This window comes from Pseudomonadota bacterium (genome assembly GCA_030860485.1).
In the GTDB taxonomy this organism is placed as follows: Bacteria; Pseudomonadota; Gammaproteobacteria; order JACCXJ01; family JACCXJ01; genus JACCXJ01.
Map to the genome: position 1 here is coordinate 1 of JALZID010000096.1, position 25,129 is coordinate 25,129.

General features: G+C 63.5%; 21 protein-coding genes and 1 pseudogene. 11 read left to right on the forward strand and 11 right to left on the reverse strand.

Annotated features, from left to right (window positions below):
- Positions 1–161 precede the first annotated feature (161 nt).
- Positions 162–503, reverse strand: coding sequence for a hypothetical protein (locus M3461_05475; GenBank protein ID MDQ3773836.1), 342 nt, complete (start codon positions 501–503; stop codon positions 162–164).
- Positions 504–782: 279 nt separating this feature from the next.
- Between M3461_05475 and M3461_05480 the strand changes: the two are divergent.
- The 5 genes and pseudogenes from M3461_05480 (at position 783) to M3461_05500 (ending at position 4,694) form a co-directional block, all read left to right on the forward strand.
- A pseudogene (locus tag M3461_05480) lies at positions 783–1,054 on the forward strand (phage integrase N-terminal SAM-like domain-containing protein).
- A gap of 7 nt (positions 1,055–1,061) precedes the next feature.
- Complete coding sequence (locus tag M3461_05485; GenBank protein MDQ3773837.1) at positions 1,062–1,181, forward strand: tyrosine-type recombinase/integrase; 120 nt, start codon at positions 1,062–1,064, stop codon at positions 1,179–1,181.
- A 593-nt stretch (positions 1,182–1,774) separates the two neighbouring features.
- Positions 1,775–2,008, forward strand: a complete 234-nt coding sequence (locus tag M3461_05490; protein ID MDQ3773838.1) for a hypothetical protein — start codon at positions 1,775–1,777, stop codon at positions 2,006–2,008.
- A 737-nt stretch (positions 2,009–2,745) separates the two neighbouring features.
- Positions 2,746–4,011: an efflux RND transporter periplasmic adaptor subunit gene (locus M3461_05495; protein ID MDQ3773839.1), complete on the forward strand. Its 1,266-nt coding sequence runs from the start codon at positions 2,746–2,748 to the stop codon at positions 4,009–4,011.
- Positions 4,008–4,694: an ABC transporter ATP-binding protein gene (locus M3461_05500; GenBank protein MDQ3773840.1), complete on the forward strand. Its 687-nt coding sequence runs from the start codon at positions 4,008–4,010 to the stop codon at positions 4,692–4,694. The genes M3461_05495 and M3461_05500 overlap by 4 nt, the downstream gene beginning before the upstream one ends.
- A gap of 48 nt (positions 4,695–4,742) precedes the next feature.
- Here M3461_05500 and M3461_05505 read toward each other — a convergent pair whose 3' ends face one another.
- Complete coding sequence (locus tag M3461_05505; GenBank protein MDQ3773841.1) at positions 4,743–5,483, reverse strand: 1-acyl-sn-glycerol-3-phosphate acyltransferase; 741 nt, start codon at positions 5,481–5,483, stop codon at positions 4,743–4,745.
- A gap of 150 nt (positions 5,484–5,633) precedes the next feature.
- On the opposite strand from M3461_05505, the gene M3461_05510 reads away from it, so the two are divergent.
- Positions 5,634–5,798, forward strand: coding sequence for a hypothetical protein (locus M3461_05510; GenBank protein ID MDQ3773842.1), 165 nt, complete (start codon positions 5,634–5,636; stop codon positions 5,796–5,798).
- 891 nt (positions 5,799–6,689) lie between these two features.
- On the opposite strand, the gene M3461_05515 is transcribed toward M3461_05510, so the two are convergent.
- Positions 6,690–7,880, reverse strand: a complete 1,191-nt coding sequence (locus M3461_05515) for a carotenoid 1,2-hydratase (protein ID MDQ3773843.1) — start codon at positions 7,878–7,880, stop codon at positions 6,690–6,692.
- Positions 7,873–10,464, reverse strand: coding sequence for an FtsX-like permease family protein (locus M3461_05520; protein ID MDQ3773844.1), 2,592 nt, complete (start codon positions 10,462–10,464; stop codon positions 7,873–7,875). Before M3461_05520 ends, M3461_05515 begins: the two co-directional genes overlap by 8 nt.
- A gap of 45 nt (positions 10,465–10,509) precedes the next feature.
- Between M3461_05520 and M3461_05525 the strand changes: the two genes are divergently transcribed.
- Positions 10,510–11,061, forward strand: coding sequence for a Uma2 family endonuclease (locus M3461_05525; GenBank protein ID MDQ3773845.1), 552 nt, complete (start codon positions 10,510–10,512; stop codon positions 11,059–11,061).
- Positions 11,062–11,115: 54 nt separating this feature from the next.
- Here the strand turns inward: M3461_05525 and M3461_05530 are convergent, their stop codons facing one another.
- Together M3461_05530 and M3461_05535 are read right to left on the reverse strand one after the other, a co-directional pair.
- On the reverse strand, positions 11,116–11,520 hold the full coding sequence (locus M3461_05530) for a DoxX family protein (protein MDQ3773846.1): 405 nt from the start codon (positions 11,518–11,520) through the stop codon (positions 11,116–11,118).
- A 177-nt stretch (positions 11,521–11,697) separates the two neighbouring features.
- On the reverse strand, positions 11,698–12,015 hold the full coding sequence (locus M3461_05535) for a helix-turn-helix transcriptional regulator (GenBank protein ID MDQ3773847.1): 318 nt from the start codon (positions 12,013–12,015) through the stop codon (positions 11,698–11,700).
- A gap of 99 nt (positions 12,016–12,114) precedes the next feature.
- On the opposite strand from M3461_05535, the gene M3461_05540 reads away from it, so the two are divergent.
- A complete protein-coding gene (locus M3461_05540) occupies positions 12,115–14,049 on the forward strand; it encodes an MBL fold metallo-hydrolase (GenBank protein ID MDQ3773848.1) in 1,935 nt (644 codons plus the stop codon).
- A 91-nt stretch (positions 14,050–14,140) separates the two neighbouring features.
- Here M3461_05540 and M3461_05545 read toward each other — a convergent pair whose 3' ends face one another.
- The 3 genes from M3461_05545 to ligD all read right to left on the reverse strand — a co-directional run bounded on the left by M3461_05545 (position 14,141) and on the right by ligD (position 18,702).
- Complete coding sequence (locus tag M3461_05545) at positions 14,141–14,953, reverse strand: tetratricopeptide repeat protein (protein ID MDQ3773849.1); 813 nt, start codon at positions 14,951–14,953, stop codon at positions 14,141–14,143.
- Positions 14,954–15,020: 67 nt separating this feature from the next.
- Positions 15,021–15,932 carry a Ku protein gene (locus M3461_05550; GenBank protein ID MDQ3773850.1) on the reverse strand — a complete coding sequence of 304 codons (912 nt, stop codon included), beginning with the start codon at positions 15,930–15,932 and terminating at the stop codon, positions 15,021–15,023.
- Positions 15,933–15,957: 25 nt separating this feature from the next.
- The gene (ligD, locus tag M3461_05555) at positions 15,958–18,702 is read right to left on the reverse strand and encodes a non-homologous end-joining DNA ligase (protein MDQ3773851.1); all 2,745 of its coding nucleotides are present in this window, start codon (positions 18,700–18,702) and stop codon (positions 15,958–15,960) included.
- Between the two features lie 614 nt (positions 18,703–19,316).
- On the opposite strand from ligD, the gene M3461_05560 reads away from it, so the two are divergent.
- The 3 genes from M3461_05560 to M3461_05570 all read left to right on the forward strand — a co-directional run bounded on the left by M3461_05560 (position 19,317) and on the right by M3461_05570 (position 21,229).
- Positions 19,317–19,676 (forward strand): BON domain-containing protein, encoded by a 360-nt coding sequence (locus tag M3461_05560; protein MDQ3773852.1) that lies wholly within the window; start codon positions 19,317–19,319, stop codon positions 19,674–19,676.
- Between the two features lie 19 nt (positions 19,677–19,695).
- On the forward strand, positions 19,696–20,130 hold the full coding sequence (locus tag M3461_05565; GenBank protein MDQ3773853.1) for a PA2169 family four-helix-bundle protein: 435 nt from the start codon (positions 19,696–19,698) through the stop codon (positions 20,128–20,130).
- 712 nt (positions 20,131–20,842) lie between these two features.
- Positions 20,843–21,229, forward strand: coding sequence for an urea carboxylase-associated family protein (locus tag M3461_05570; protein MDQ3773854.1), 387 nt, complete (start codon positions 20,843–20,845; stop codon positions 21,227–21,229).
- 226 nt (positions 21,230–21,455) lie between these two features.
- On the opposite strand, the gene M3461_05575 is transcribed toward M3461_05570, so the two are convergent.
- Complete coding sequence (locus M3461_05575) at positions 21,456–23,399, reverse strand: AsmA family protein (protein ID MDQ3773855.1); 1,944 nt, start codon at positions 23,397–23,399, stop codon at positions 21,456–21,458.
- 240 nt (positions 23,400–23,639) lie between these two features.
- On the reverse strand, positions 23,640–24,689 hold the full coding sequence (locus M3461_05580; protein MDQ3773856.1) for a PHB depolymerase family esterase: 1,050 nt from the start codon (positions 24,687–24,689) through the stop codon (positions 23,640–23,642).
- Positions 24,690–25,129 lie beyond the last annotated feature (440 nt).

Genomic DNA, 25,129 nt, shown 5'->3' on the forward strand with positions numbered 1-25,129 from the left:
TCTTTTGCTTAAAGGCTGGATATCACCGGTGGTGATGTCCAGCGCAACGCTACAAACTCTCTGCAACCCTGTATTCTACGCCCTTTCCTGACGACCCGCATGGATATTTATGCAACTGGAGGGTAGATTTATTTCGGCCTCTTTTTCTTTCAGAGCTCGCCCTAACTCTTGCGAGCGGGCGAGAACAGAACGCTTGCAGGCTGTGAAAACCTGCCGTTCTCCTTGATAAAGCCGATCTGCTGGATCGAAATGGACGCCCTCGAGACTAGGGTAAGCGTCTTGCGCGAGAAATTAAATGAAATGTGTTGGAGCAGCGTTCCAATCAGAAGGCTGAGCCCAATAAAGGAAAGCGCCTCTATCCAGTTTGCATCTGCCGCGAACTCTAGTAGATTATGGATGCTGGCATTTACAAGCAGAAGCGCCATGGCAAGCAACCACAGCAATCCGGGTATAAGGGAACCGAAAAACTCGCGACTGCCAATAAAGAAATCAGCTGGCTTCATACTCTAGAGAGTTTATGGGATGCGCTCAACGAAATGGACGGCCGATCCATCGTGTTACAAGACGGCGACCACCCCACTCGCAAAGTGTAGCATGCGCCGTGTCAAGGACTTAGCACCGGCTTCGTCCCGGACGTGCCCCGGACAAGGCTGCGGGACCGCAGGGCGTTCAAGCGGGCGGGGGGGCGCCGTATTATATCGTAGGCGGCGGCGAGGCTGGCAAGGCCTTGAAGACGAAGGGGATTGTACAAGGGGGCGCACCCCACCGTAGGGAAACACGGCATGGACAGACATGAGGATCCGGCACCGACGCGGGGCCAGCCCAGGCTGCTCGATCAGGTCCGCGACGTGATCCGGCGGCTGCGCTACAGCATCCGCACCGAGCACGCTTACGTCGATTGGATCCGGCGCTTCATCTGTCCCATGGGAAGCGGCATTCCGCGGAGATGGGGGCGCCCGAGGTGGAAGCGTTTCTCACCCATCTGGCCGTGCAGGGCAAGGTCGCGGCGTCCACACAGAGCCAGGCGCTCAACGCGATCGTGTTCCTGTACCGGCTACGACATCAGGACGGTGCAGGAACTCCTCGGCCACAAGGACGTGTCGACCACGATGATCTATACCCATGTCCTGAACCGCGGCGGGCGCGGAGTGCGCAGCCCGCGGGACGGCGTCGGGGTCTAGCCCGTCTTCTTCGTTACCACCGCCCCGGTGCGAGCCTGCCCGCGTAGGTCGGAACCGTCTTTTCGGGTTCCGAACGCGATGTTCCGCGTCCCACTTCTTTCCTCACGGGCTTTACGATCCCTGAAACGCCTTTCCATGGCTCTGAAGCGGGCAAGAGACGGCCTCAAGCACGGTCCAGGGCTTCCGGACCCGGCAGTAGAGGTCCTGAACGGCGCTTCCACGGCCTGGAAGGCGGCGTGAACGGTCCGGTGGCCGGCATTCGGGCCTCGGAAGCGCGGGTGAGCCATCGTGTCGGCGGCAAGAGGACACCGGTCGGCGGGGCCACCGGCTCTGAAAATCCTCGCGACGCGCGAAGATCCCGATGGATTGCAGTGCATGGCGGCGAGACCACAGTTCCCCGTGCGCCCACAGGCGTGACTGGGTAATCAGTCCAATGCCGAAATGGAAAGGAGGTGAAGGAAAATGTCCTATTCTGAAAAGCAAGTGACTGGCAAGATCACCCGCACGACCGAGGCGTGGGAAGAGCATGCGGAGGACGCCAAGTTCGCCGAGATGACGCTGGACCAGTTCAAGGCGAAGGTGAAGCCATCTTTGTGGATTGCCGAGAGAAGATCGCCAGCCTGCGGCGCCAGCTTGAAGCGGCCATCAAAAAGCGCCAGGAGTGCGACGCCACCTCGGCCGATGTCTGCGCCAAGGTGGTCAACGCCGTGCGCGGCGACATCGAATACGGCGAGGACAGCGCGCTCTACAAGGCGCTGGGTTACGTGCCGAAGAGTGAACGCAAGAGCGGTCTGCGCCGCACGGCTGCCCTCAAGAAGGCGGCCTGAGCCGCGCCGTCTCCGTCCGTTCAGACGACCGGGTTGAGCATCGACCCGGTCGCTTTTTTTGATAGGGACGCTGTGCCCCGCGTGCCCCTTTTCCATTCCCCACCTTTTACGGGTGCGATACAGCCGATCCATGCCGGACAGTTCCCCTATACTGAGAGGTTGTGAAAAAACCGTCGCGAGCGAAGGGAGGTCGCGTTCCGCCGGAGCGCAGGAACCGGAGTGTATGTTGAAATACATGAGGATTCCGAGCACCGCCGGAATGCGAGATCCCGAGCGCAGTAGGTTTTTTCACAACCTCTGAGAAGACCGCAGGATAGGCGACAGGTGCGCGCCTCTTTGCCCACAGCCTCCATAACCCCAACAATTCTCATATATACCCATCGCGTACAGAATATCGGTGCTGGAACAGGGGGAGGGCTGAATTGGATCGCCCACCCCTCGCCCCCTCCCGTCGGGAGGGGGAATAAGTCATTGGACAGCCGATACTTCTTCTCCTCCCAACGGGAGGGGATTGAGGGGTGGGCGATCGAAAATCGTTGCCTCCCTTGCCAGGGCATACCGAAAACCTGAAGGCGATGGGTATACTCCACCAATCACAACACAACAAAGGTTGGGGTGAGGGGAAATCATCGACGAAGCGTTTGATTTGATTCCCCTCATTCTATCCTTCTCCCTCGGGGAGAAGGACTCCCAGACTTCCGGAAGTACTTCTGTAAGGCGTGGATATGTGAGAATCTATGAACACGGGGTGCACCTGTACGTCGCCCCCGTCCCCGATCCGCATGGACGATAATCTCGCGCGGTTACGCATCGAGCGCGGCGCGAAGCCGGAGGTGAGTCGTGGTGCGGCGCGCCGGCGGTTGGGTCGCTATGCGCTCGGCGCCATCACGGCCGTGCTCGTCGTGTACTTGGCCGCGCGCACGCTCCTCGACCCGCGCCTGTCGGTGGCGGTCGGCACGGCCGTGATTGCATATCCCGCGCAGGCCTACATGCTCTTCAACGCCACCGGTTATGTGGTACCCCAGCGCAAGGCCGATGTGGCCTCGAAGGCCACCGGCCGGCTCGAGGCCTTGGAGGTCAAGGAGGGCACCCGGGTCGTGCAAGGCCAGGTCATCGCGCGCCTGGAGAACGGCGACCTCGTGGCCGCCGCCGAGCGCGCCGCCGCCAACGTGGCGCTGGCACGCGCCGAGGTCGTCGAGGCCCGGGCGGCACTCACCGAGGCGCGCCTCGCGCTCACGCGCTCCAAGACCCTGGTCGACAAGCGCTTCGTTTCCTCCGAGGTCCACGATGCCGCCGTGGCGCGCTTTGAGAAGGCGGCCGCCGGGGTGGAGCGCGCGCGAGCGGCCGTCGCCGCGGCCGAGGCGGCGCGCCTGGAGGCCCAGGTGGCGGTGGAGTACACGCTGATCCGTGCGCCCTTCGATGGCGTGATCCTGAGCAAGTACGCCGACATGGGGGACATGGTCGCGCCCTTCGCGACGACCTCGCAGTCCAAGGGCGCGGTGGTGTCGCTCGCGGACATGGGCTCGCTGGAGGTCGAGGCCGATGTGTCGGAATCCAATCTCGCGAAGACCGAGATCGGCCAGCCCTGCGAGGTGGAGCTCGATGCCTTACCCGGTGCGCGCCTGCGCGGCGCGGTGGCGAGCATCGTGCCCAGGGTGGACCGCAGCAAGGCCACGGTGCTCGTCAAGATCCGATTCATCGACCTGGATCCGCGCATCCTGCCCGACATGAGCGCCAAGGTCGCTTTTCTGTCGCAACAGCCCACGCCGGAGGAACTTCAGGCGGGGGTCTCGGTACCGGTTGGGGCGGTGGTCTCACGCGAGGGCAAGGCGATCGTGTTCGTATTGCGCGAGGGGCGCGTCGCCGAGGTCGCCATCGAGACGGGTGCGCGGCTCGGTGATCACGTGGTGGTCGTGCGCGGCGTCGCGAGCGGGGATCGAGTGGTCATCGACCCGCCTGAGGGGCTTTCCAGTGGTGCCGAGGTCGCGATCCAGGCGCCATGAGAGAGGCCGCCGTCGAGGTCGCGCACGTCTCGAAGTCCTACCACCGTGGCGGCACCACGGTTCCGGTCCTCGACGATATCAATCTCGTGGTGAAAGAGGGCGAGTTTTTGGCCCTCATGGGGCCTTCGGGATCGGGCAAGAGCACGCTGCTCAATTTAATCGCCGGGATCGACCGGCCCGATGCGGGACTATTGCGCGTCGCGGGCACCGAGATCGCGACCCTGTCCGATGCCGCGCTGTCGGCGTGGCGGGCTGCCAACGTCGGTTTCGTGTTTCAGTTCTACAACCTCATGCCGGTCCTCACGGCCTTCGAGAACGTGGAGCTGCCGCTCCTCTTGACGGGGCTCTCGGGCCGCGAACGACAGGAGCACGTCGACCTGGTGCTGGAGCTGGTGGGCCTTACCCCGCGTCGCCGGCATTATCCCGCCGAGCTCTCGGGCGGCGAGCAGCAGCGCGTCGCCATCGCCCGGGCAGTGGTGACCGATCCGCGCATCATCGTTGCCGACGAGCCGACCGGCGATCTGGATCGGGGCTCGGCCGGCGAGGTCCTGGCCCTGATGGAGACCCTGAACGGGGCGATCGCCAAGACGATCGTCATGGTCACCCACGACCCGTCGGCGGCGTCCCGGGCGCACCGCATCCGGCACCTGGACAAGGGGGTCTTGAGCGATGGAAAAGGGTAGGAAACCCTCTCGACGCCGGATAAAATAAAATAGGTCCGTGTCCGGCTGCTATGCCCGCGCGGGCGACATCGCGAGGCGCTCGCAGGTGGCCTCGATCCAGTTTTCCGCGATGGCCGTGATCTCGGTGGCGGACTTGCCCGCCGGATCGATCAGCGGACCGATCACGACATCGATGGTCCCCGGATATTTGATCAAACTCTGGCGCGGCCAGAACAGGCCGGAGTTGTGCGCCACGGGTACGACCGGAAACCCGCTGCGCGCCGCCAGCATGCCGCCGCCCGGCTCATAGCGGCGGCGCTCGCCGAGACGCACGCGCGTGCCCTCGGGGAAGATGATGACCCCGAGGCCGCTTCGAAGCCGCGCGCTGCCGGTGCGCAGGATCTGGCGCAGGGCCGCGGTGCCGGCCTTACGGTCGATGGCGATGGGATCGAGCGTCGCGAGGCCCCACCCGAACAGCGGCAGCCACAGGACCTCGCGCTTCAGGACCCAGACATAGGGTGGGAACACCTCCTGGAGCGCGAAGGTCTCCCAGGCCGACTGGTGTTTGCAGAAGATGATCGCGGGACCCTCGGGCAGATGCTCGGCGCCCGTCACGCGGAAACCTAGCCTGCAGCTCTTCTCGAGCCACCGGATGTTGAGATGCGCCCAGGTCTGGATGATGAGGTGGTAGCGTGTGCGGTAGGGCAGGGGCCGGATGATCAAAGCGAGCGGCGCGAATACGCACAGCGTCGTCAAGACGCCGGTGTAAAACACGAGGGCGCGCAGGTACAGTAGGACCGATGGGGTCATGCAGGGGGGCGATGATGATGGGGCGTTTCGCAATATACGGCAGGTATGTGCCCGGCCAGAAGGGTGCGACGCCGTGACGGTCCCGCAGAGTGACGCGGAGGGGGCCATGGTGTCCCGCCCCGGGCGATCGTCGCGAGAGTGCGGGCGGTCGTGGCGCGCGCCCTCGGGGCGCCGTTGTACGTGCAGATCGCCGTGGCGCTGGGTCTGGGCGTCGTCGTCGGCGTTTGGCTCGGCCCCGATGCCGCGGGCTTGATGCTGCCCGGACAGCTCGTGCTGCCCCTGCTCGGCGCGCTCGCCCCGCCCTTGATCCTGTGACCACGGCGAGGATGAACGCGAGTAGCGCGTGCTGGATGAGGCCGGTAGTCGGCCATCCAAGCGTCGGGGAGAGGAACAGCTCCCAGCGTCGGGGGGTGTTCGGAATGAAGACATGCTCTCCGCCGCCTGCGGGGACATCCCCGCTTCGATCGACTATGCGGCGTAGCCCGGTGCGGCATCGCTGCACCACAAGACGGCGTGAAAGCGAGGTCCCTGGTGGTATCTCAGCACGGCGGGCAATACGATTTTTTGCACGTCGAGCGAAGCGGCGACTCAGCCGGAAAACTCGATCCCACGGTCAGGTCGCGTGAAAACGACCGGGCGCCTGAGTCATAAGGCGGCGTCGCCAGCCCACGCCCTGGCCGGGCAAAACGACATGACCGACGACCTCATCACGTCGTCCCGATCGTCACCTCGCGTGTGCCAGTTGTTCCTGTGGGAAGATCGATTCCTGGTTTGGCGGCCTGGATGAATAGACGTACGCCGCCGCGCCGCGCGGAATGAAAAACCAGTTGCGGACGGCCGAGCCCTGTTCCGCCGCCGCATATTGAGGAGGTTGGCTCGGTTCATCACAAACCTCTTTGCATGCTGCCAATATATATCGGCTCAGGCGCAAGAGCTGGGTGTAGGTGCGCGAGAAGAACAACCGCTGTGTGGAATCCGCGCGATGAGTCCGTACAACCGCAAGCGGCGTAGGTCGTAGCTCATCCTGCCGAGAGGGTAATGGGCCGGGTCGAGACTCAGCAGTTGAGCCAGCAAGGCTCGCATGTCGGAATTGGTGAAACCCGTTGCTGGCAGGCTGAACAACACCAAGACGCTGAACAGCGCTTGTATACTACCCCAGACCGAGCGGATCGGCGGTCGCAGCAGGGTGGTGGTGAGAAATCCGCGCTACCCGTCGGCATAGCCGGTGAGCTCCAGATATCCCCTGCCCGTCACGGGCAGCCCGCGCGCCGTGCCGCGCGCCTCGACGGCCCCCTCCCAGTAACGGACCGAGACCTCCAACTCCTGGTCGGGGAGCCGGGGCGTGACCTCGAGCTCCAGGTCGGCCTTCGGGACCTGCAATCGGGTGCGGGCCGGATAGCGGTGTCCGCCGTGCGGGCTCACCCAGGTGGACAGCGTGTCGATGACGACCTCCCCGGCCATGAGCGCCAGGGGCGTCCCGTCGTGGCGCACGATCGTCCCGGCGCTGTGCGGATCGGTGCTGCCGTCCCGGCGCCGCAAGCGGTAGAACATCAGCTCCTGTCCGTTCGAGAGTTGCAGAGCGTACCAATCCCACCCGATCTGATCCGGGCCCAGGGCACTCGTGCTCCACTCCCGATCCATCCAGGAGAGGCCCGAGACCGTGAAACGCTCCCGGCCGACGGTGACGACGCCGTCGGTCGGCATGCGCGTCAGCGAATAGTAGTACGAGGCGTTGCCGGCTTCCGCGCTCTTGCGGGAGAGGCCGCGATCGCCGTGGGGCACGGGCGGCTTGCCCCGAGCCAGCCGGAGGTCTATGGCCACCTCGCCCTCGGCGGCGCGTAGCCGCACCGGCAGCCCTTCTGGGGCGGTCGGTGTGGCCGACCAGTCATCCAGCCAGAGGCGCAGGGTGCCGGGCTCGGCACCGGCAAGCCCCATGGCCCCCCGGCTCAGGCGCTCATGGTCGTGGAAGGCACCCTGGGCGATGTCGGAGACGGTGAAGTGCGCCATATAGAGCGTGTTGGCGCGCCATGGGGAATCGGGGGACACCGGCTTCGGGCTCTGAGCGATCCGGAAAAAGGTCAGTTGATACCCGAAGGGTCGGCCGTCGGCGCCGTCCAGATTGCCGGTGAAGTACCACCACTCGGTACGGAATTCGGGGTGCGGGCCGTGGTCGTCGGGGAAACGGAAGGGTCGCGGGGTGTGGACGCGGGCGTAGCCCTCGTTCGCCGCGGGGTCGCCGCGGAGCGCCGCGCTCGCGGAGACGGGGCCCGCGGCTCCCTCCTCCGGCCGAGGACGATGGGGCAAGGTGGCCCACAAGGCGAGGGCCGTCCCCCCGATGAGCACGGCGATGATCACGGCCCTGGCCGTCGAGGAGCGCGCGAGACGGCGTTCAGTCATTCCGCAGGACCGCCGCCGGCGAACTCCGGGCGGCCCGGCGGGCGGGGTAGATGCCGGCCAGGAGCGCCGCCCCGACCGCGAGGGCGATCCCTTGCGCCACGATCACCGGATCCACGTGGAGGTCCATGCTCCAGCCGAAACAGCGCTCGTAGATGACATACACGAGCGTCGCGGCGATCCCGATACCGACCGGCACCGAGAGGAGGCCGGCGATGAGACCCGTGAGCCCCGTCTCGACCAGCAAGAGGCCAAAGAGCCCCGCTTGTGTCATGCCGAGCGCCCGCAAGAGGCCGAGCTCGCGGGTGCGTTCCAGCTCCAATGCCATGAGTGCGGAGAACACCCCCGCGAAGGCGATCAACGCGGCGAGCAGCCGCAGCACACGGGTGATGGCGAAGGTCCGGTCGAAGAGCCTCATGGACTCCGCGCGGATGGTGCGACTCTGTGTGATCCCGACCCCGAGGCCCTCCGGGAGGCGCGCCTCGACGGCCGCGCGCAGTCGAGGGTCACCGATCCCGGGGCGGGCATAGACCCCGATGCTGCTGTACCCCCCGCCCCGCCAGTAGCGTTCATAAGTGCGCCGGCTCATCGCCACCCAGCCGCGGTCGGAGCTGTAATCGTAATAGACCCCGGCGATGCGCAAGGCCTGCGGCCCGCGATCGGTGCGCAGCGTGACACTGTCCCCCCGTTGCAGATCGCGATGATAGGCCAGGGGCTCGGAAACCAGCACCACCCCTTGTTCCTCGAAGGCCCGCCATAGGTCTCTGGCCGCGCCTTCCTTGAAGCGAAAACCCCGGTACGATCCCGGGGCCATCTCATAGACCGCGATGTCCGTAGGCTGCCCCGCGACCTCCACGCGGAAGCGCCGCACCGTGCTCACCGCCTCGACCTCGGGTAGCGCCACGATATGATCCCGGAAGGCGCGATCCAGCTCGAAGGGGGGGGCGGTGGCATCGGGTCCGGGTGTGGTGATATACAGATCGGCGCGCAGGACGGCGTAGAGCCAATCCCCCACCGCGATCCGGAAGCTCTCGATCAGGATCCCCACCCCGATGGTCGTCGCGATCGCCACCATGAGCGCGGCCGTGGCCACGGCGGTGCGGCTCAAACCGGCGCCCACGTTGCGAACCGCCATACGGCCGTGGCTGCCGAGCCATCGTGCGATCAGGGGCCATCTTGCTATCAGAAGATCGAGCAACCGGAGTCCGCCGAACATGAGGGCCGGGGTCAGGAGCGCCGCGCCGCCGATCAAAGCGAACTCCGCGGCGAACCCGAGATCGAGGTTCTTCCCCGAGGCCAGGAACATCGTCCCCGAGAGCACCAGGCAGAGACCCCCGAGCCACGCGGCGCGCGCGAGGGTGCGGCGGAAGCGCGCCTCCAGGTCTGCGCGCGACAGGCTGACCCGGGGGGGGACGCGCGCCGCCTCGAGGGCCGCGCCCTGGGCCGCCAGGAGCGTCGTGCAGAGGCCGAGGGCCAGACCCTTGAGCAGGAGCTGCGGTGTAACGGAGAACTCGCGCACCGTCACCGTGAAATACAGATCGTTGATGGTGCGCGCGACCAGCCCCACGAGGCCGTGTCCGAGCAGGGCGCCGATCCCCAACCCCAGCACCGATGCCAGCGCGCCGATCGCGCATGCCTCCAGGATCACCATCCGATAGACCTGCCCGCCCGTGACCCCGAGCGCCCGCAGCCCGCCGAATAGCTCCCGGCGCTGTACCACGGCGAGGTTCATGGTGCTGTAGATGAGGAAGGCCCCCACGAGCAGCGCGAGGAGGCTCATGGCCACGAGGTTGGCCTCGAAGGCGCGGGTCATGCCCTTGGTCGCCGCGCTACGCCTCCCGGAGGGGGTGAGCTCCGCCCCCGGGGGAAGGAGGCCACGGATACGCCGCTCTGCGACGTCACCCGCCGCGCCTTCGGCGAGCTCGAGGTCGATGCGGGAGATCCTGCCGGCCATCCCGAGGAGGGTCTGCGCCGTGGCGATGTCGGCGATCAAGAGATCGTCGAGACCGCTTTGGCCCTCCCCGCCCTCAGCCTCGATGAGGCCGATGGGCCGGAGGGTCCCGAGCCGGGTCCCGATCTGGAGCGCCAGGTCCTCGCCGGGCCGGACCCCGAGCCGGTGTGCCGTGGCCGGGCTCAGAACGGTAGTGCCGGGCTCCGTGACCAGTCTGCGTATGAGCTCGCCGTTCGCGCGGCGGTCGCGATCCCGCCGTCCCCGCGAACGCAAGTGATCGCGGAACGGGGACTCCGCGTAGGGATCGACACCGAGGATGCGGAGCGTCGTTCCCCGTTTCCCGACTTGTGTCACCTGGCCTTCGACGATCGGGGCCGCGGGATAGATCCCCGCCCGGGTGCGCAACCGCACATACAGCGCTTCGTCCAGGCCGTTAGGCCCGCCGAGGATCTGGTGGGTGGCCCGGCCCGCTACGGCCTCGAAGCTCACATCGAAGGCGCGCTCCGCGCTCACCCGGGCGATGTCCACCGAGGTGACCACCGCCACCCCGAGCGCGATGCCGAGGATCGCGAGGCCGAGCTGCAGCGGCTCCGCCAGGAGGAAACGCCGGCTGGCCTTCGAGAGAATGGTGTCCAAACGAGCTTTGCGGCGTTGCCGAAATCCGGGCTAGAATTCTAATCCGTGGCGACCCAGACCTCAGCAGTCACCGCCGACGAGCTGTTGCGCATGCCGAACGACGGCGCTCGCTACGAGCTTGTGAGGGGAGAGGTGACCCGAATGGCACCTGCGGGACAGAGGCACGGCCGGATCGCGATGAACGTCGCGACATCGCTCAACGCATCGGTCCGGGCCCAGCGGCTGGGCGTCGTGTACGCCGCCGAGACCGGCTTCCTGCTGGCCACCACGCCCGACACGGTGCGTGCTCCCGACGTGGCCTTCGTCTCCCGCGAGCGCCTGGCGCGGCAGGGAGAGGTGGAAGGATATTGGCCGGGCGCCCCCGATCTGGTCGTCGAGGTCATCTCGCCCGCCGATCGCTATGCGGATGTCGAGGACAAGGTATTCGATTGGCTCGGCGCCGGGATGCGGTCGGTGGTGGTCGTCAACCCCCGCAAGCAGGTCGTGACGCTATACCGATCGCTCGTACAGATCACCGTGCTGGGCCTCGGGGCAAGCATCGCCGCGCCCGAGATCATTCCGGGCTGGTCCTTGCCGGTCGAGGACGTGTTCCAGTAGCGGGCAACGTGTGCTACGGCGGGGTTCGGAGAACCGCATGCGCCGCGCCTGCGGTCATTCGCGATCGCCACTCGCGGAGACCGGCCCGCTTCCGTACACCATGACATAGAGCAGCCCGCCCATGATGGCGAGGTTCTTGAGAAACAGGATCCGCTGCATCGCTGCCTCCGCCGGCGGCACGGCCCAGAAGGCGTGGAAGAGGAAGGCCGCGACCCCGGTAAAAACCAACAGCGCTGCGGCCGCGGCGCGGGCCTTCCAGCCGGCGACGAGCATCAGTCCTGCGCCCAACTCGACGACGATGGCCGCGATGGCAAAGATCTGCGGCATGGGCAGTGCCTTGGCCGCGATATGTCCCACCGTGGCGTCGAAGCCCGTGACTTTACCGATGCCCGACAACACGAATATGGTCGCCAACAAGATGCGCCCCACGAGAGGGCCGAAACGGTTCAGGTATTCCATGATGGCCTCTCTTCGGTCATGTGGAGTCCGCACCGCGCACCTCTTGCGCCGGCGGCTAGGCGCCCGGCGGGACCGGTGCGGGGGTCATGATACGCGATCCGGACACGACGGCGCCGGTTGGCGTCCATGATGCCAGCAAGATCGTCCTTTGCGCCTACCCAAGCCGCGGTCTGCTCCTCAAGTGTGCTTAGCGCCCCACTCGCGCATGGCCTTCACGATCGGACCCAGGCTCTTTCCCTTGTCGGTGAGAACGTACTCGAGTCGCGGCGGGCGGTCGTTGTAGAGCTGTCGGCGCACGAGGCCGTTGTCTTCGAGGGACTTCAGGCGTGCGGAGAGGGTGTTGGGCGCGATCCCTGGCAACGAGGTCAGGAAATCCTGAAACCGCCGAGGCCCCTGCAGCAACAGGTCGCGCATCAGCAGGATCGTCCATCGCTCGCCGATCAGGTCCAGCGTCCTCGCCACAGGGCAGTCGCTGATTTCGTAAGTCTTCGCCATTGGCACAGCTTAGCGAGTTGACTTCGTCTTGGCAAGTGCCTACACTTTAGCAAATCACTTGTATGTTGCAAGTGAGTCGCACACCAAGGAGTAACCGCCATGACTCGCCTCCTTCGATTCCTGATAGTCGGCGCTTGTTGCGCCGTGATCCTGGCGCCGCTCGCGCTGCTCGGCGGCGCCCCGTTGCAAGGGGCTGCATCAACGGACGGGCAGCGCCCGGAGCTTGCGTACCTGAAGCAGGTGAACCGGTGGCGGCCGCCATCCGATCCGCAATTGTTGTTTCTGCTGATGGCCCAGTTCGCCAACGCAGGCCGCCATGCCGAAGGCATCGACTATTTCAACGGCGTGCTCAAGCGCTTCGAAGCCGAGCTGGACGACACGCATAAGGCCCTGTACCTCACGGCGGTGGCGTCGTTGCGAGCGGGCCACGCGAACGATGTCTTTCTGCTCGGGCGGATCGGCTGGGTGCGTGACACTTTGAAGCTGCTTGACGAGGCCAAGCAACTCACTGCAGGCGAGGTGTTCATCACCCGCTGGATGTCGGGTCTGGTCCGGGCACAGGTGCCAGGCTTCTTTGGTGAGCGCGTCGCCGCGATGCAGGACCTCGTCTGGTGCGTCGCACATGCCGACAAGGCTCCGCACTTGGGCTGGATGCGCGAGGTGTACTTCCATCTGGCAGCCCTGCACCGCCAAAGAGGGGAAGACGTTGCCGCGCGGCGCTACCAGGCGCTGAGTGGCTTCGACACCGACAACAAGCCGGCCACATTCACCACCCCGTTCGCGGAAGATGCCGCCGCGGGGCACACGTTCTCGCCACGCGCCATCCGCGAAGTCGTGCCCGGCACGGTGTATCTCCTGTCCGGCTTCGAATTCACAGAGTACTACTTCGTAATCTCGGCGGACCGGCGCGAATTGATCGCGATCGATGCGGGCACCCGGTCCGACACGGCGCGCGCGGCCCACGAAGCGTTGCGCGCCCGCGTTCAATCACTTCCCCCGCTGACCACCGTGTTGGTCACCCACGCGCACTGGGACCATGTGGGGGGACAGCGCTACTTTCGAAGCCTCAACCCGTCCCCGCGATTCATTGGTCGCGCCAACTACAAGGACGAGCTTGCCCACGATGCGATGGCGAATCCGGCCACATTGCAGCGTTTCTTCGGCAAGGAATTTCATCTGGCCGATGTGCTGAGCTACCGAGCGGATGTCGTTATTGATCGGCCCACCGAGCTGATCGTCGGTGGCACACGCTTCGAGCTGCTGCCCACCCGTGGCGGGGAGACCGACGATGCGCTTCTGATTCACATGCCGGAGCAGGGAGTGCTCTTCGTCGGCGACATCCTGATGCCGTACTTGGGCGCGCCGTTTGTGGAGGAAGGAAGCGTCGACGGGTTGCTAGCCGCCATCGATCAGGTCCATGCACTCAAGCCGCGCCATCTGCTTCACGGCCATGAACCGCTCACACGCATCTTCTCGTCGACCGCCATGTTGAACGACCTGCAGGTTCAACTCGTCTGGCTGCGTGGCGAGGTTCTGCATGCGGTGAAAGACGGAAGAGAGCGTGGCGCAATCCACGCAGCGAACCTGGTGCCGCCGACACTTGAGCGAAGCGACTCGAACGTTCACCTGGCGTACCTGGTGTTGCGAGAGAACATGATCAATCGCCTGTTCGACCAGAACAGCGGCTATTGGCAGAACGGCCTGCAGGGACTCGATGCCTTGACCGATGCCGAACGCGGCGAAGCGCTGGTGGACTATCTTGGCGTCTCGGACACGCAGCTCGCTTCGGCTGCCGAGCGCATGGTCGCCGACGGCAAGCACGAGCTCGCGGCCGCGGTGCTGCGATGGGCGCAACCACGTTTTGGGAACAGCGCACGACTGGACGCGGTACGCAAGCTGGCTTATCTCAGGCTGATGGAGAAGTACCAGGAGTTCAACCCGTTCAAGTTCATCCTGTACTCGGGGGAGATCGAGGAATTCACCCCCCAGATCAACGCGCCGCTGGTGGCAGCGACGAGCATGCCGGTACCATAGCCCGGGGCGCATACCATGCCGGCGCCGCCGAATTCGAACACTTGAGCCACACCACGTCGTCGTTCCCAACTACTGGGGGTAGCGAATCGCTTCATACTTTTTCCAATTTCCGGCATGCATTCAGATGCCGCAGCGCCTCCTGATGTTTTCCTGCCGCTTCGTAGAGAAGAGCTAAGTTGTAGTGAGCGTCCATGAAACTCGGGTCCTTGGCTAGCGCTTGGCGGTAGCTGGCGATCGCTTCTTCGGCTCTTGACTGCTCGTCCAGCAGCACCCCGTAGTTGAAAAACAGCAGCGCATCATCGGGGCAGGCCTTTATTCCTTCCCGGTATACCTCTTCGGCGTCGCTCAATTGGCCACTTCCATGCAGCAGCAACGCCAGGTTGATGTAAATGCCTGATTGACAGATCTTCGCGGCGAGCGCCTCGCGATAGTGCGCGATGGCATTGGCACCGTCGGTCTCTTCCAGCCGGCAGCCTTCCTCGAACCATTCTTCAGCAGACTTCGCTACTTCGCGATTCGTTCGATCGAGGACGACGACGTGGCCCTGGGGCGCCAGGACTTCGAACGCGAGCAGGTATTGGCCGTCGGCGGTGCGCCATTTGTCCTCGGCTTCCATCACCGCTACCGAATTGCCGACGGCTGCGATCCGGAGGCCTGTGGCGGGGAGCTCCTGAGGGAGCTGCTGCCTGAGCTTCTTCAGGGACACCGAGATGCGCCGGGCGGGTAGGCGCGCGTCGGCGAGGCCTTTGGCGGCGCGGAGAACGACCAGATCCTGGAAGGTGTATCTCAATTCGCGGCGGGGGCCGCGCTCCGGCATGACGAAGCCGGCGTCGCAGAGGCGCGCGACGATGGACGAGGACAGGCCCAGGATTTCGCGGACCTGTTTAGAGCTGTAGTAAGTCATCGGCGCCGGATGTATATATAAACCAGTGCGCAGGCGCCTGGCGGATCACGGGTCCGCCTGCTCCACCCTACGCATCCTTCGATGTGCGGCCGGCCTTGGCGCGGGCGGTGGGCCGGGCGGTGGTGGCGCGCTTCGCGGGCTTGCGCTCGGCGGCCTTCGCAGGCGTTGCGGGTGGCGCCGCGCGTGCGGGTGTGGGTTTCTTCGGCGCCTTGTTGAGGCTTTCGCGCAACGCGGCCATGAGATCGATGATCTGCGCGCCGCCTTTCTCCGGCTCGGGCGAGAGGGAGATTTCCTCGCCTTCCACTTTCTTCTCCACTGCGGCCTCGATGCGCTTCTTCACCTCGTCCTCGTACTGGCTCGGGTCGAAGTCCTCGACGGCGATCTGCTCGATCAGCTGCTCGGCGAGCTTGAGCTCCGGCTCCTTCGCCTCCGCGCGTGGGATCTCGATTTCTGAGATCGACCGCACTTCGTCGGCATAGAGAAGCTGCTGCATCACCAGCCCCCCGTCCAGCGGGCGAAGCTGGACGATGTACTGCTTGCCGCGCGCGGCCCAGCGCGCGAGCGCGCAGCGGCCGGTACTCTTCATCGCTTGGGAGAGCAGCGCGTAGGGCTTCGGGCCGCCCTTGTCGGGCGCAAGGTAGTATGCCTTGTCGTAGTAGATCGGGTCGATCTTCTCCTCCGGCACGAACTGCGTGATCTCGACCGTGCCGGTGCCCTTCTCCTCCAGCTCCTTCAGCTCCTCGGGAGAGAAGGTGACGTACTGGTCCTTGGCGAACTCGTAGCCCTTCACCATGTCGGCGCGCTCCACCGGCACGTCTTCCTTGATGCAGAAGTATTGCTGCCGCAGGCGCGAGCCGCAGTCCTTGTGGATGAGGTTGAACGAGATGCCCGCGCGTGCCTGGGTGGCGGAGTAGAGCTTCACGGGGATCGACACCAGTCCGAAGGTGACGGTAAGAGATGCGATGGAGCGGGCTGCCATGGAGGCCTCCGTTTAAATTGAAAGTTTAGCCTTTCCAGAAATCGATCAGCGCTTCGATGTTCTGCTTGAAGCGCAGGGCGTCTTTCCATGCGTCGCCCGTCTTCTCGAGCCTTGTGAGCGCGTTTTCCATGGTGAAGTCCATCGGGTGGGCCTTCTCCAGCGCCTCCCAGGTGAGCGGCATGGACACCGGCGCCCCCGGCACTCCCCGGGGAGAATACGCCACGTTGAGCGTTTTGGCACGCACGTTCATGTTGTAGTCCATGAAGATCTTGCCGGTGCGATTGGTGGTGGCCCACTCGGTGGTGATCTCCTTGGGGTGCTGGCGCCGGAGGTGCTCGCTGACCGCCTGGCTGATCGAGCGCACCGCGTCGAAGTCGAGCGTGCGAACGACGGGCACGAAGATGTGCAGCCCGGTCTTACCCGAGGTCTTCACGATCGCCTTCAAGCCGATGCTCTCCAGCAGCTCCTTCAGCCAGAAGGCGACTGCCTTTCCCTTGTCGAAGGCCTGCACGTTGTACTCGGGCTCGGCACCCTTCGCTTCCTTGCCCGAGTAGATATACGGGTCGATGTCGAACACCACCCAGTCGGGGCGGTTGAGGATCGAGGCCTCGAGGCTTTGAAGCGAGCTTGCATAGTCGGTGCTCGCGCCCGCGGCCTCCGGGTACGTACTGGCGCGCGAGTGCCAGACGTGGAGCTCGAGCGTCCCCGCTTGCCCCAGCCACAAGAGCGTCGGCACGTTATTGCAGAGGAGATAGGTGTGCGCCTCCTCCTTGCTTTCCGAAAAGAGCGTGATGGTCTCGACGAACGAGGGAAACGACCGCTCCCAATGCTTCTGGAAGAAGCGCTCGCCGTGGATGCCGTCGGGTATGCGGATCATGGTGAGGGGCCGGTCCGCGATGTGCGGCATGAGCCAGGGCGAGATCTGCAGCAGGTAGCGCAGGAGCTCGCGCTTCGTGTAGGCGCGAAGCCCCGCGTTCTCTTCCGCGGGCCACAGGACCTTGTTCAGGTTGGTAAGCGAGACGCGCTCGCCGCGGATCGGAACGAGCGCCTTCTCGTCCCTGCCTTCGAGCGCCGCGAGCAAGGTGGCGGTGTCTGCTTCGTCCTGGCTCGGCGTGGGGCGCGCCCTCGATTGCCGCGACCTGGGCTCGGCGGGCTTGGGCTTCGCGTCCTCGCGCAGGCGCAGGAACACGGGCGCGCGCAGGTGGCCGTCGGCCGTCCACTCGGCGAACTCGACCTCGGCGACGAGCTTCGGTTTCAACCACGTGGTGGGGCGGTCGATGGGCGGCTTCTCGGTGAAGGGGTGCTTGCCGGTCTTAAGCTCGTCGAAGCGCTTGCGCAGCTCGCCGAGCAGTTGCTCATCGAACCCCGAGCCCACGCGGCCTGCGTACTCGAGCTTGCCGACCCGCTTGCCGCGGCCCGCTTGTGTACCGACGAGCAGCGATCCGAAGCGCTCGGCACGGCTGCCCTTTCCTTCGGTATAGCCGCCGATGTAGAACTCCTCCGACTGTACCGCCTTCACCTTCGCCCAGTTGGCCGAGCGTCTGCCCGGCTCGTAGGGGGACGGCAGGCGCTTCGCGACCACGCCTTCGAAGCCAAGATCGAGCGAGGCACGGTAGAGCGCTTCGCCGTCGTCGCTCGCCTCGATGCGCTGGATATGCGGCGTCGGCAGGAGCGCTTGCGCGAGGTAGCGCGTGCGGTCCCTGTAGGCGGCCCTGCGCAGGTTCATGCCGGCGAAGTGCAGCAGATCGAAACAGGCGAAGATGCAGGGCGACGCCCCAGTCGCCCGCTCGATCTCGGTGTCGCCTTTCGACTGCGCGCGGTTCTGCAGCGCGTTGAAGGAAGGCTTGCCGTCCGATCCCAGTCCGATCAGCTCGCCGTCGAGCACCATCGACACCATCGCGGCCTCCTTCAGCTCGCGGGCGATCTCCGGGAAGAGCCGAGTCATGTCGAGGCCGCGGCGGGATTTCAGCATCACGCCCTCGGGCCCGACGAAGGCGATCAAGCGGTAGCCGTCGAGCTTGGGCTCGAACACCCAGTCCGAGCCGGCCGGGGGCTTTTCGACGGGCATCGCGAGCATCGGCAAGAGCTTCTGCGGCATCGCCTCCGCCGGGCCGAAGGGTGCGAGCTGCTCGCCGCGCAGCCGCGGCGGCGGCGGCGCCGATTTCATTTCATCGACGGTGAGGCCAGAGAGGATCGAGCCGTGGTTGTCCTCGGCCGCGAGGACCAGCTCGGTGAAGCGGTCGCGGTGCTTGATGAGGAGCCAGTCCTTTCCTTCTCTAGTGCGCACCAGTGCAAAAGAGCCCTTCAGCTTGCCGCCCAGGAGAAAGAAGCTGAGCTTCCCCTTCGCCAGCTCCGCGCGCATGCGACGCTCGGCTTCCAGGCGGTCTTCGAAGGAATGCTTCCCCTTATCGTCGGGCGAATACAGGCCGCAGTCCCACACGATCACCGGCCCCGCGCCGTACTGCTTCGGCGGAATCACGCCCTCGAACGAGCCATAGTCGAACGGATGGTCCTCAACCATCACCGCGAGGCGCTTATCGCCCGGCGCGATTGCGAGGCCCTTCGGGATGGCCCAGGACTTGAGCACGCCGTCCAGCTCGAGGCGGAAGTCAAAGTGCACGCGCCGCGCCGCGTGTTGCTGGATGACGAAGAGTAGCGGCCCGCGCGCGTCCTTGCGCTCCGCCGGGGCGGGCTCGGGCGTGTCCTTGAAGGACCGCTTGGCGGTATAGGGGCCGAGCCCCTCGGTGGACGTCAAGGCGTTGGTGGCCATGGGAAACCCGGTCCTGACCGATAGACCGGGCAGGCGCGGCGCAATTCTCTGGGGGGATGTGCGCCCACGCGGTCAGGACCCGCTTGTTCAGTAACGGTGGACGCCACGATCGACATCACCCAGGGCGCCAAAGTCGGCGCGAGCTGTGCACTTTGTCACAGTATACCGAAGTCTCCTGATCGGTTCTACAACAAACGCTCAGATCGGGCGGAGCCCTGAACGTTCCCGGCCGTGGTTCTCCATATTTCAATCACTTTAAAGATCCTACCTTAGAGTAAAGCGTACAGAGGAGGCGGTAATCCTTACCGGCGCCGCTTCCTCGAGTGCTGCTCAAGCATGCGGCTGAGATCATTTATGTCATTGAATATAAATTCTTATCGCTAAAATAGCAGAGTCTGGTATGGATGCTGCCGTACTCTCTATCAATCGCGCCGCTGGGCGGTAGGCAAATGCAAGCGCCAGGGCAAAGATATACCCAAACCTTTTTATGGGGATAGATTATGCATTCGGTACAGCAAAGCGTTTTTCTATCCATGTGTTTAGGGCTGGCCTCAGCAAGCTACGCCGCAGGCGAGGAAGGCGGTCCACCCTCAGTCGCCGATCAAGGGGCGCCGATGGGGAGTAGTGAGGATCAGGTGCTTGCCGCCCGGGTGGAGGCTAGATTGCGCGCCGATCCAGCATTTGAGAACGCACCCGATCTCACGGTCCGGGTTACTGAGGGCGCAGTCACACTGAGCGGATTGGTTGAGAATACAGCCCAGGCCAAACGGGCAGTCCAAGTAGTCGAGAGCGTCGAAGGCGTGAAGGGTGTAGAGGACAAGCTGGTGCGCGAGAGTAAGACCGGTATGCCGGCGACGCCACATCAGTCCGACACCATTGATGCCCCTGCCTTGGAGGGGGGAGCCCGTCGACTGCCGATAAGCCACGCTCCAGGTAAGAGCGGCAGCAACCGGACTACGTTTATTATATGTTAAATTTATTTTGGAGGTTAACATGACGTGCGATGAAATGAATCAGCTGTTGCGCAGCGAATTGTCGGCGGTCGAGACCTATCAACAAGCTCTGGACAAAGAGCGGGAGAAATTTGGGAATGAAACGGAGTTTCAACAATTAAACGCTATCCTGGCCGAGCATCAACAGGCTGCATCTCAACTCACGACGCAGATCCAGCAGCTGGGGGGAACGCCGGTACAGGACTCCGGCGCGTGGGGCATGTGGTCCAAGATGGTCATGGGAACGGCCAAGCTGATGGGCGATAAAGCTGCGCTCAAGGCCTTGAAGGAAGGCGAGGAGAGCGGACTCAAGGAATATCAGGAGGCTCTGCACGATACTACCACGCCCAGTGAGGTAAAGACCGTGCTCAATAGCCTGCTGCCGAAGCAGCAGGCGCATATACGAACCCTAGACGGCCTGATGGCGAAACTTTAGTAGTTAAAACGAGAGGAGATCAAACCAAGGAAAGGAAAAAGGGGACAGATTTATTCTGGCGAGACGTTGGATCGTAGGTACGCCGAGATTCTCAAATCTGTCAACGCATTGCTCACCCGTTCGCAGTTGACGGCTCTGTCCCGCGCACGGCCATTCGCACCCCATCGCACTTGTCGGCCTTCGCGGCCACGCCCACCGTTCAGGACGTCGGCCCCGGAGCCCCCGGGCCATTGATCTTATCGTTCCCAGTTCGCTCTGAGCGGAAGAGGTAGCTTGACGAACCGACACCGCACTGCCGCGAACCATGTCCTGAGCGACTCCGACTGACTCGACCGCCACTTTTCGAGGCATGCCGGCCGGAGTACGAGGCCATGCTGGCCTTAGCGGGCTTCCAGCGAGGTTGTCTCGAACGGCACCTATGTGCCGCTGAATCCAACAGCGCGTCGGCCCGACCGGGCCGGGTCGTGGCCCTCGACTTCGATAGTCGTCAACACGGAGCTCGTTAGTCGTGTCACCCGGGCGCCGGCGGCGGTCGGCAGCATACGCGACGGAGGACCTGTCGGAGCTTGGCGCCTATCTCGAAGCGCTCTCGCAGCATCTCGAGGTGATCGTGGTCGATGACGGTTAGGGTGGAGCCCTTTGACATAACGAAAGCAACGCCGGCCGCAGCATCGACTACAACAACACGATCGCCCTAACGACAGATCATGTACTGTACTCGAACCGAAGCAACAAGATGTTCACGATCGTCGAGGACTTGGTCGCCGTTCACGACTTCCTCTACGCGCCATGCAGTCCGGAGATGTTCCAGGCCCTGTACGGCTATGGCCTCGACCATCCTAGCTGCTTCCGCAATCTTGCGGACAACCTCAAAGCGTTTGGCATCGAGGACGACCAGGTGCCGACCACCTTCAACATTTTCATGAATGTCGAGGTCATGACGAGCGGCGAGCTGAAGATCCATCCGCCGGCTTCGAAGCCCGGCGATTACATCAAGCTGCGCGCTGAGATGGACCTGATCGTCGGGCTGACGGCCTGCTCGGCGGAGCTCTCGAACAACTGGAGCTTCAAGCCGATCGCCTACACGATCGAGCCCTGACCGCCAGTGTCTAGCAGCCCAGCGAAGGCGCCGTCGTTGGGAGAACGAGCTGCTGCCGATTTCGCCCGGCGGCAAGAAGGTGTCTTCACTGAGCTGGAGCATCGGGGTGAAATGGCGCTGGAAGCCGATGGTCGAGCTCGGCCGGCCGCACATGCCTTTGCAACACGATCCCTCGAAGTGCGCCGATGGTGTCTTCAGTGCCCAAGGATTCACGTTTGCGTAAGTCCTATTTGGCTCTAGGCTTGCGAAGCTCTTCTTTCTTCGTGGCGGCGTCGAGCAGGCCGCGGCACGGGCTGTCCTCGCCCAAGCCGAGCTCCACCCACGGCAGGATTGCGGCGACCGGAGTGAGCAAAGCACCTAGGGCCACGGACGCCGCGCCCTTCGCCGCCAGCGTGGTCACTTCGGGACGGGGGGCGGGCTCCTTCAGAGTCCCGCGGATAATGACGGGGGTCCGTGCGCTAAGCAGGCTGATGTCCTTGGGATGGGCGGTGAGGCGGAAATCGATCGTCTCGTCGCGCAGGTTGATGCTGCCGTTGCCCAAAAGGTTGGTATCGGTGTTATCCATCAGGAACAGCTTGGTTTTGAGGACGCCGTCGCTGATGATGAAATCGGAGATCATACAGCGGACCGGGATGCTCGGATCACCGGACAACGCGATGCCGAGTGATTCGAGAATGTCCGCGCCGGCCAGTTCCATCATCAATCCGCTGACGCGGCCGTCCTCCATGATCACCGTGATTCCGCCGTCCGCGGCGGCGGCCATTTTCGCCACCGAGTTGCCGGCGGTGGCGATATCCACGCGGCCGAGAAAGGTCCCGGCGGTTTCGTCGGCGAAGGGCGTTTTGGACACGAGACGCTTGAAGGGCACTTTGTCGATTTTGGTGTCCACTTTGGTGAGTATCTTCTCACCCTTGGCGTCGAGCATGATGTCGGACGTGATCCGGCCGAAGCCTATAACAAACTTCAAGGGCTGAAGCGTCACGACGCCGTGATCGAGCTTGACACGAGTAACCAGTTCGTCGACCGGCATCATGGGTGTCACGATATTGTCGCTCCGGAACCGGATGTCCGCATCGGCGACCCGCAACCCTTCGAGGTCGAAAGGCTGGTCCGGTAGCAGCCGCGGGCGCGGAGGAGCGTCCGGTTTGGGGCTCGCGCCTATGAAACCCGCGAAATCCCGCAGATCGAGCTTGCGCGAGATCAAGTCGCCGTCCATGAACGGGCGCTCGTTCCGCATCGTGAACATGAGGTCGCCGGAAAGATCGCTGCTGCCAAGCTTGCCCTCGAAGCCATTTATTCGCCAGCGCTCGCCCTCGCGGCTAATGTTCCCGGTGAAGCGGTAGGGCGGGGTCTCGGGTACCCAGGCCCGGGTGAAGGGGCGCAGCATGGCCAGGTCCGGCCCGTGGGTTTCAAAGCGAAGGTCGGGGCCTTCAAGTTGCAGGAGCTCGGCGACGGTGCCCGAAACCTTGGCCTCGGTGTCTCCATAAGCGACTTTGACGTTGACGGGAAAGGGCTTGCCCTGCTGCCAAAGAGTCAGGATCGAACCGCCCCGCACGTCCAGCGTGAACTGTTCTTTCTGAAGACGCCCCTGGCCGGTCAACTGCAGGGCCTGCTCGTTGACAGCGCCCACCACGTTGGAAACGTTCATGTCCAGCTCGGTATGAGAGGTGGGATCGCGGAACACGAGCTTGCCGTCATCGATGGCGAGACGGTCGATTTTGGGAAACCACCGCCGGCTGATCGGCGGCCCGGCCGATCTTTTCTCCGCGTCCTCGGGTGGAACGCCGAAATCCCAATTGGCCTTGCCTTCGGCATTTTTTTCCAGAAGCAGCTGGGGTTTAGAAACCCGGATCTCCGGGAGCACCAGGTGGCCCTTGAACAGATCGGGAATCCCCAGGGAAACTTCGGCGCGATCGACGGTGAACATTTCGGGCCGGCTGCCCCAGGAAGTATTACCCAGCTCGATCTCGTTGATGGTGATCTTCGGAGTCCATGACCAATCTACGTCCAGATCGCCCCGAATGGCGAATGGGCGTTCCAACTTGTCGCTGACCATCGTCGATAGGGGGCCGCGGAGCCTGTTTAAGTCGAAAAAAGCTAGGAACAGAACGACGGCAAGGATCACCGCCCCGAGAACGATTCCGATCCATTTCAAAAGCTGTGAAATCATTTGTTCCCCTCACCCTAGCCCTGTCCCGGAGGGAGAGGGGATTTATGCGCATAACTAGTTTTCTTATCTTAATTAGTGCTCGGCCCCCGGGGATGGGGGTCCAGTACCGCCCCCCCGCGCTCCCGAGGCGACCAGCCTGTATGCGACGGCAAGCCGTCTAACGGCGCGAGGCATGCAATCTGGGGCACACAACAGCAGGCCGTATGTTGAGCGCAGGAGGAATGCGCCACCTATCCTCTTTTATCTTGTTGGCCTAGGGGAAGCCAGTCGGTCCAACATCGATTTGATTGATCTCGTCTGTGGACCATGTTGCGTGTAGTAGTTTGGAGTATCGTAACCCCACCAATCCCAGCATGCCTCGGGGTTTACAATGTATTTTAATGTCCAAAATTCCCTCCAGTTCCATCCATAACGAGCAATTGTCTGCGGGTAGAGGACAATGAGGTCGTTGGCATCGGCCCATTCGTTGAAGCCCGAGCGGGTATAGAACTGGTCTCCGACGGCCTCATAGTTCTGCTTACAGCCGTGGAAAGCGACATGAACGCGGCACGGTCTCGTACTGCATGGGGCAGGTATATACGCAAACCCCGAATCGCTCATGCTGTGGACATAGGCGGCATGGTCTCCTGTGCCGAAAAACTCCCGTTGATCGTACTCAATCACCGATCCGCTTAATGGCGCGCCACGTGGCTTGAGCGAACCGTAGACCTGGGTTAGCAAAAAACCCGCGGCATCATACTGGCAATCATTGATAAACGGTTTGCCGTTGTAAGAACAGGGGCTACCTTCACCACTTACTATCATCGCGTGTCCCGCCTTGATCGCCTTTTCATAACTAATATGGCGCGTGGGAATATAGTACTGATAATACTGGTACAGCCTGTCCATCACTGGCCGTTTGACAATGGCGTCATTAGTGCCGGAAAAGAGCCAGACGCGATCCCCAGCCAGGTAGGTAGTTGCGTCGATGGCACCTGAACCCACTAGTTGATCCGTAAGCGAGACTAGTTCATTCAGCGGCGGGACAGGATGAGATGAATCAGGCTGCATGCAGTTGCGAACCGCCTTGGAGGCGCTATTTCCAGCGCACGCGAAAGGCACACCCGCGAGCACGCCGGCGCCTTTCACCAGGCTAGAATAGGCAACGTGGAACTGTACGGCCATAGCGCCACCGGAAGATATCCCTGAAACTGAAGTTTGAGTGATATCAGCATTGAGCGGCGGCAACCGCTCGCCTGCCCGGGCGGTACCGGAGAGTAGCACCAGGGGCAACACAAACAGGATTGCCATGCGCAGTTACCTTTCTTTAGATGAGCTTCCCACATATTGCCTTCTCCCGGGAAGTCGTAGATTAATGCTCTGGTAGGCCTGTGAGGAAGATGGCATTCTGTGAACTCAGGTGCGACCGCAAGGCCTGTGCCATGCTATTGCGCTGGATCTTTCATCAAGCGAAACGCGGAGTAGATATCAGGGCAGCTATTTAGCCTAGCATGGCCCTACAGGGGCGTTACGGTTCGGTTTTGTGGGATAAAGACGAGGCACGAAATCTCCTCTGTACCGGGTTTCTCTGCGACCGGTGTCATAATTGAAACCGGTCTGGCGTAACGGTAACCCTTACACGCGCGTTGCATGTTTTACCTAAGCGAGCTCGAGGCTGCCCGCGGGGAACGGCGCCGAGGACTGCCCGTCCGCCTCGTCTGGGGGGAGGAGAACGGCGAAGTGCGCTTTGC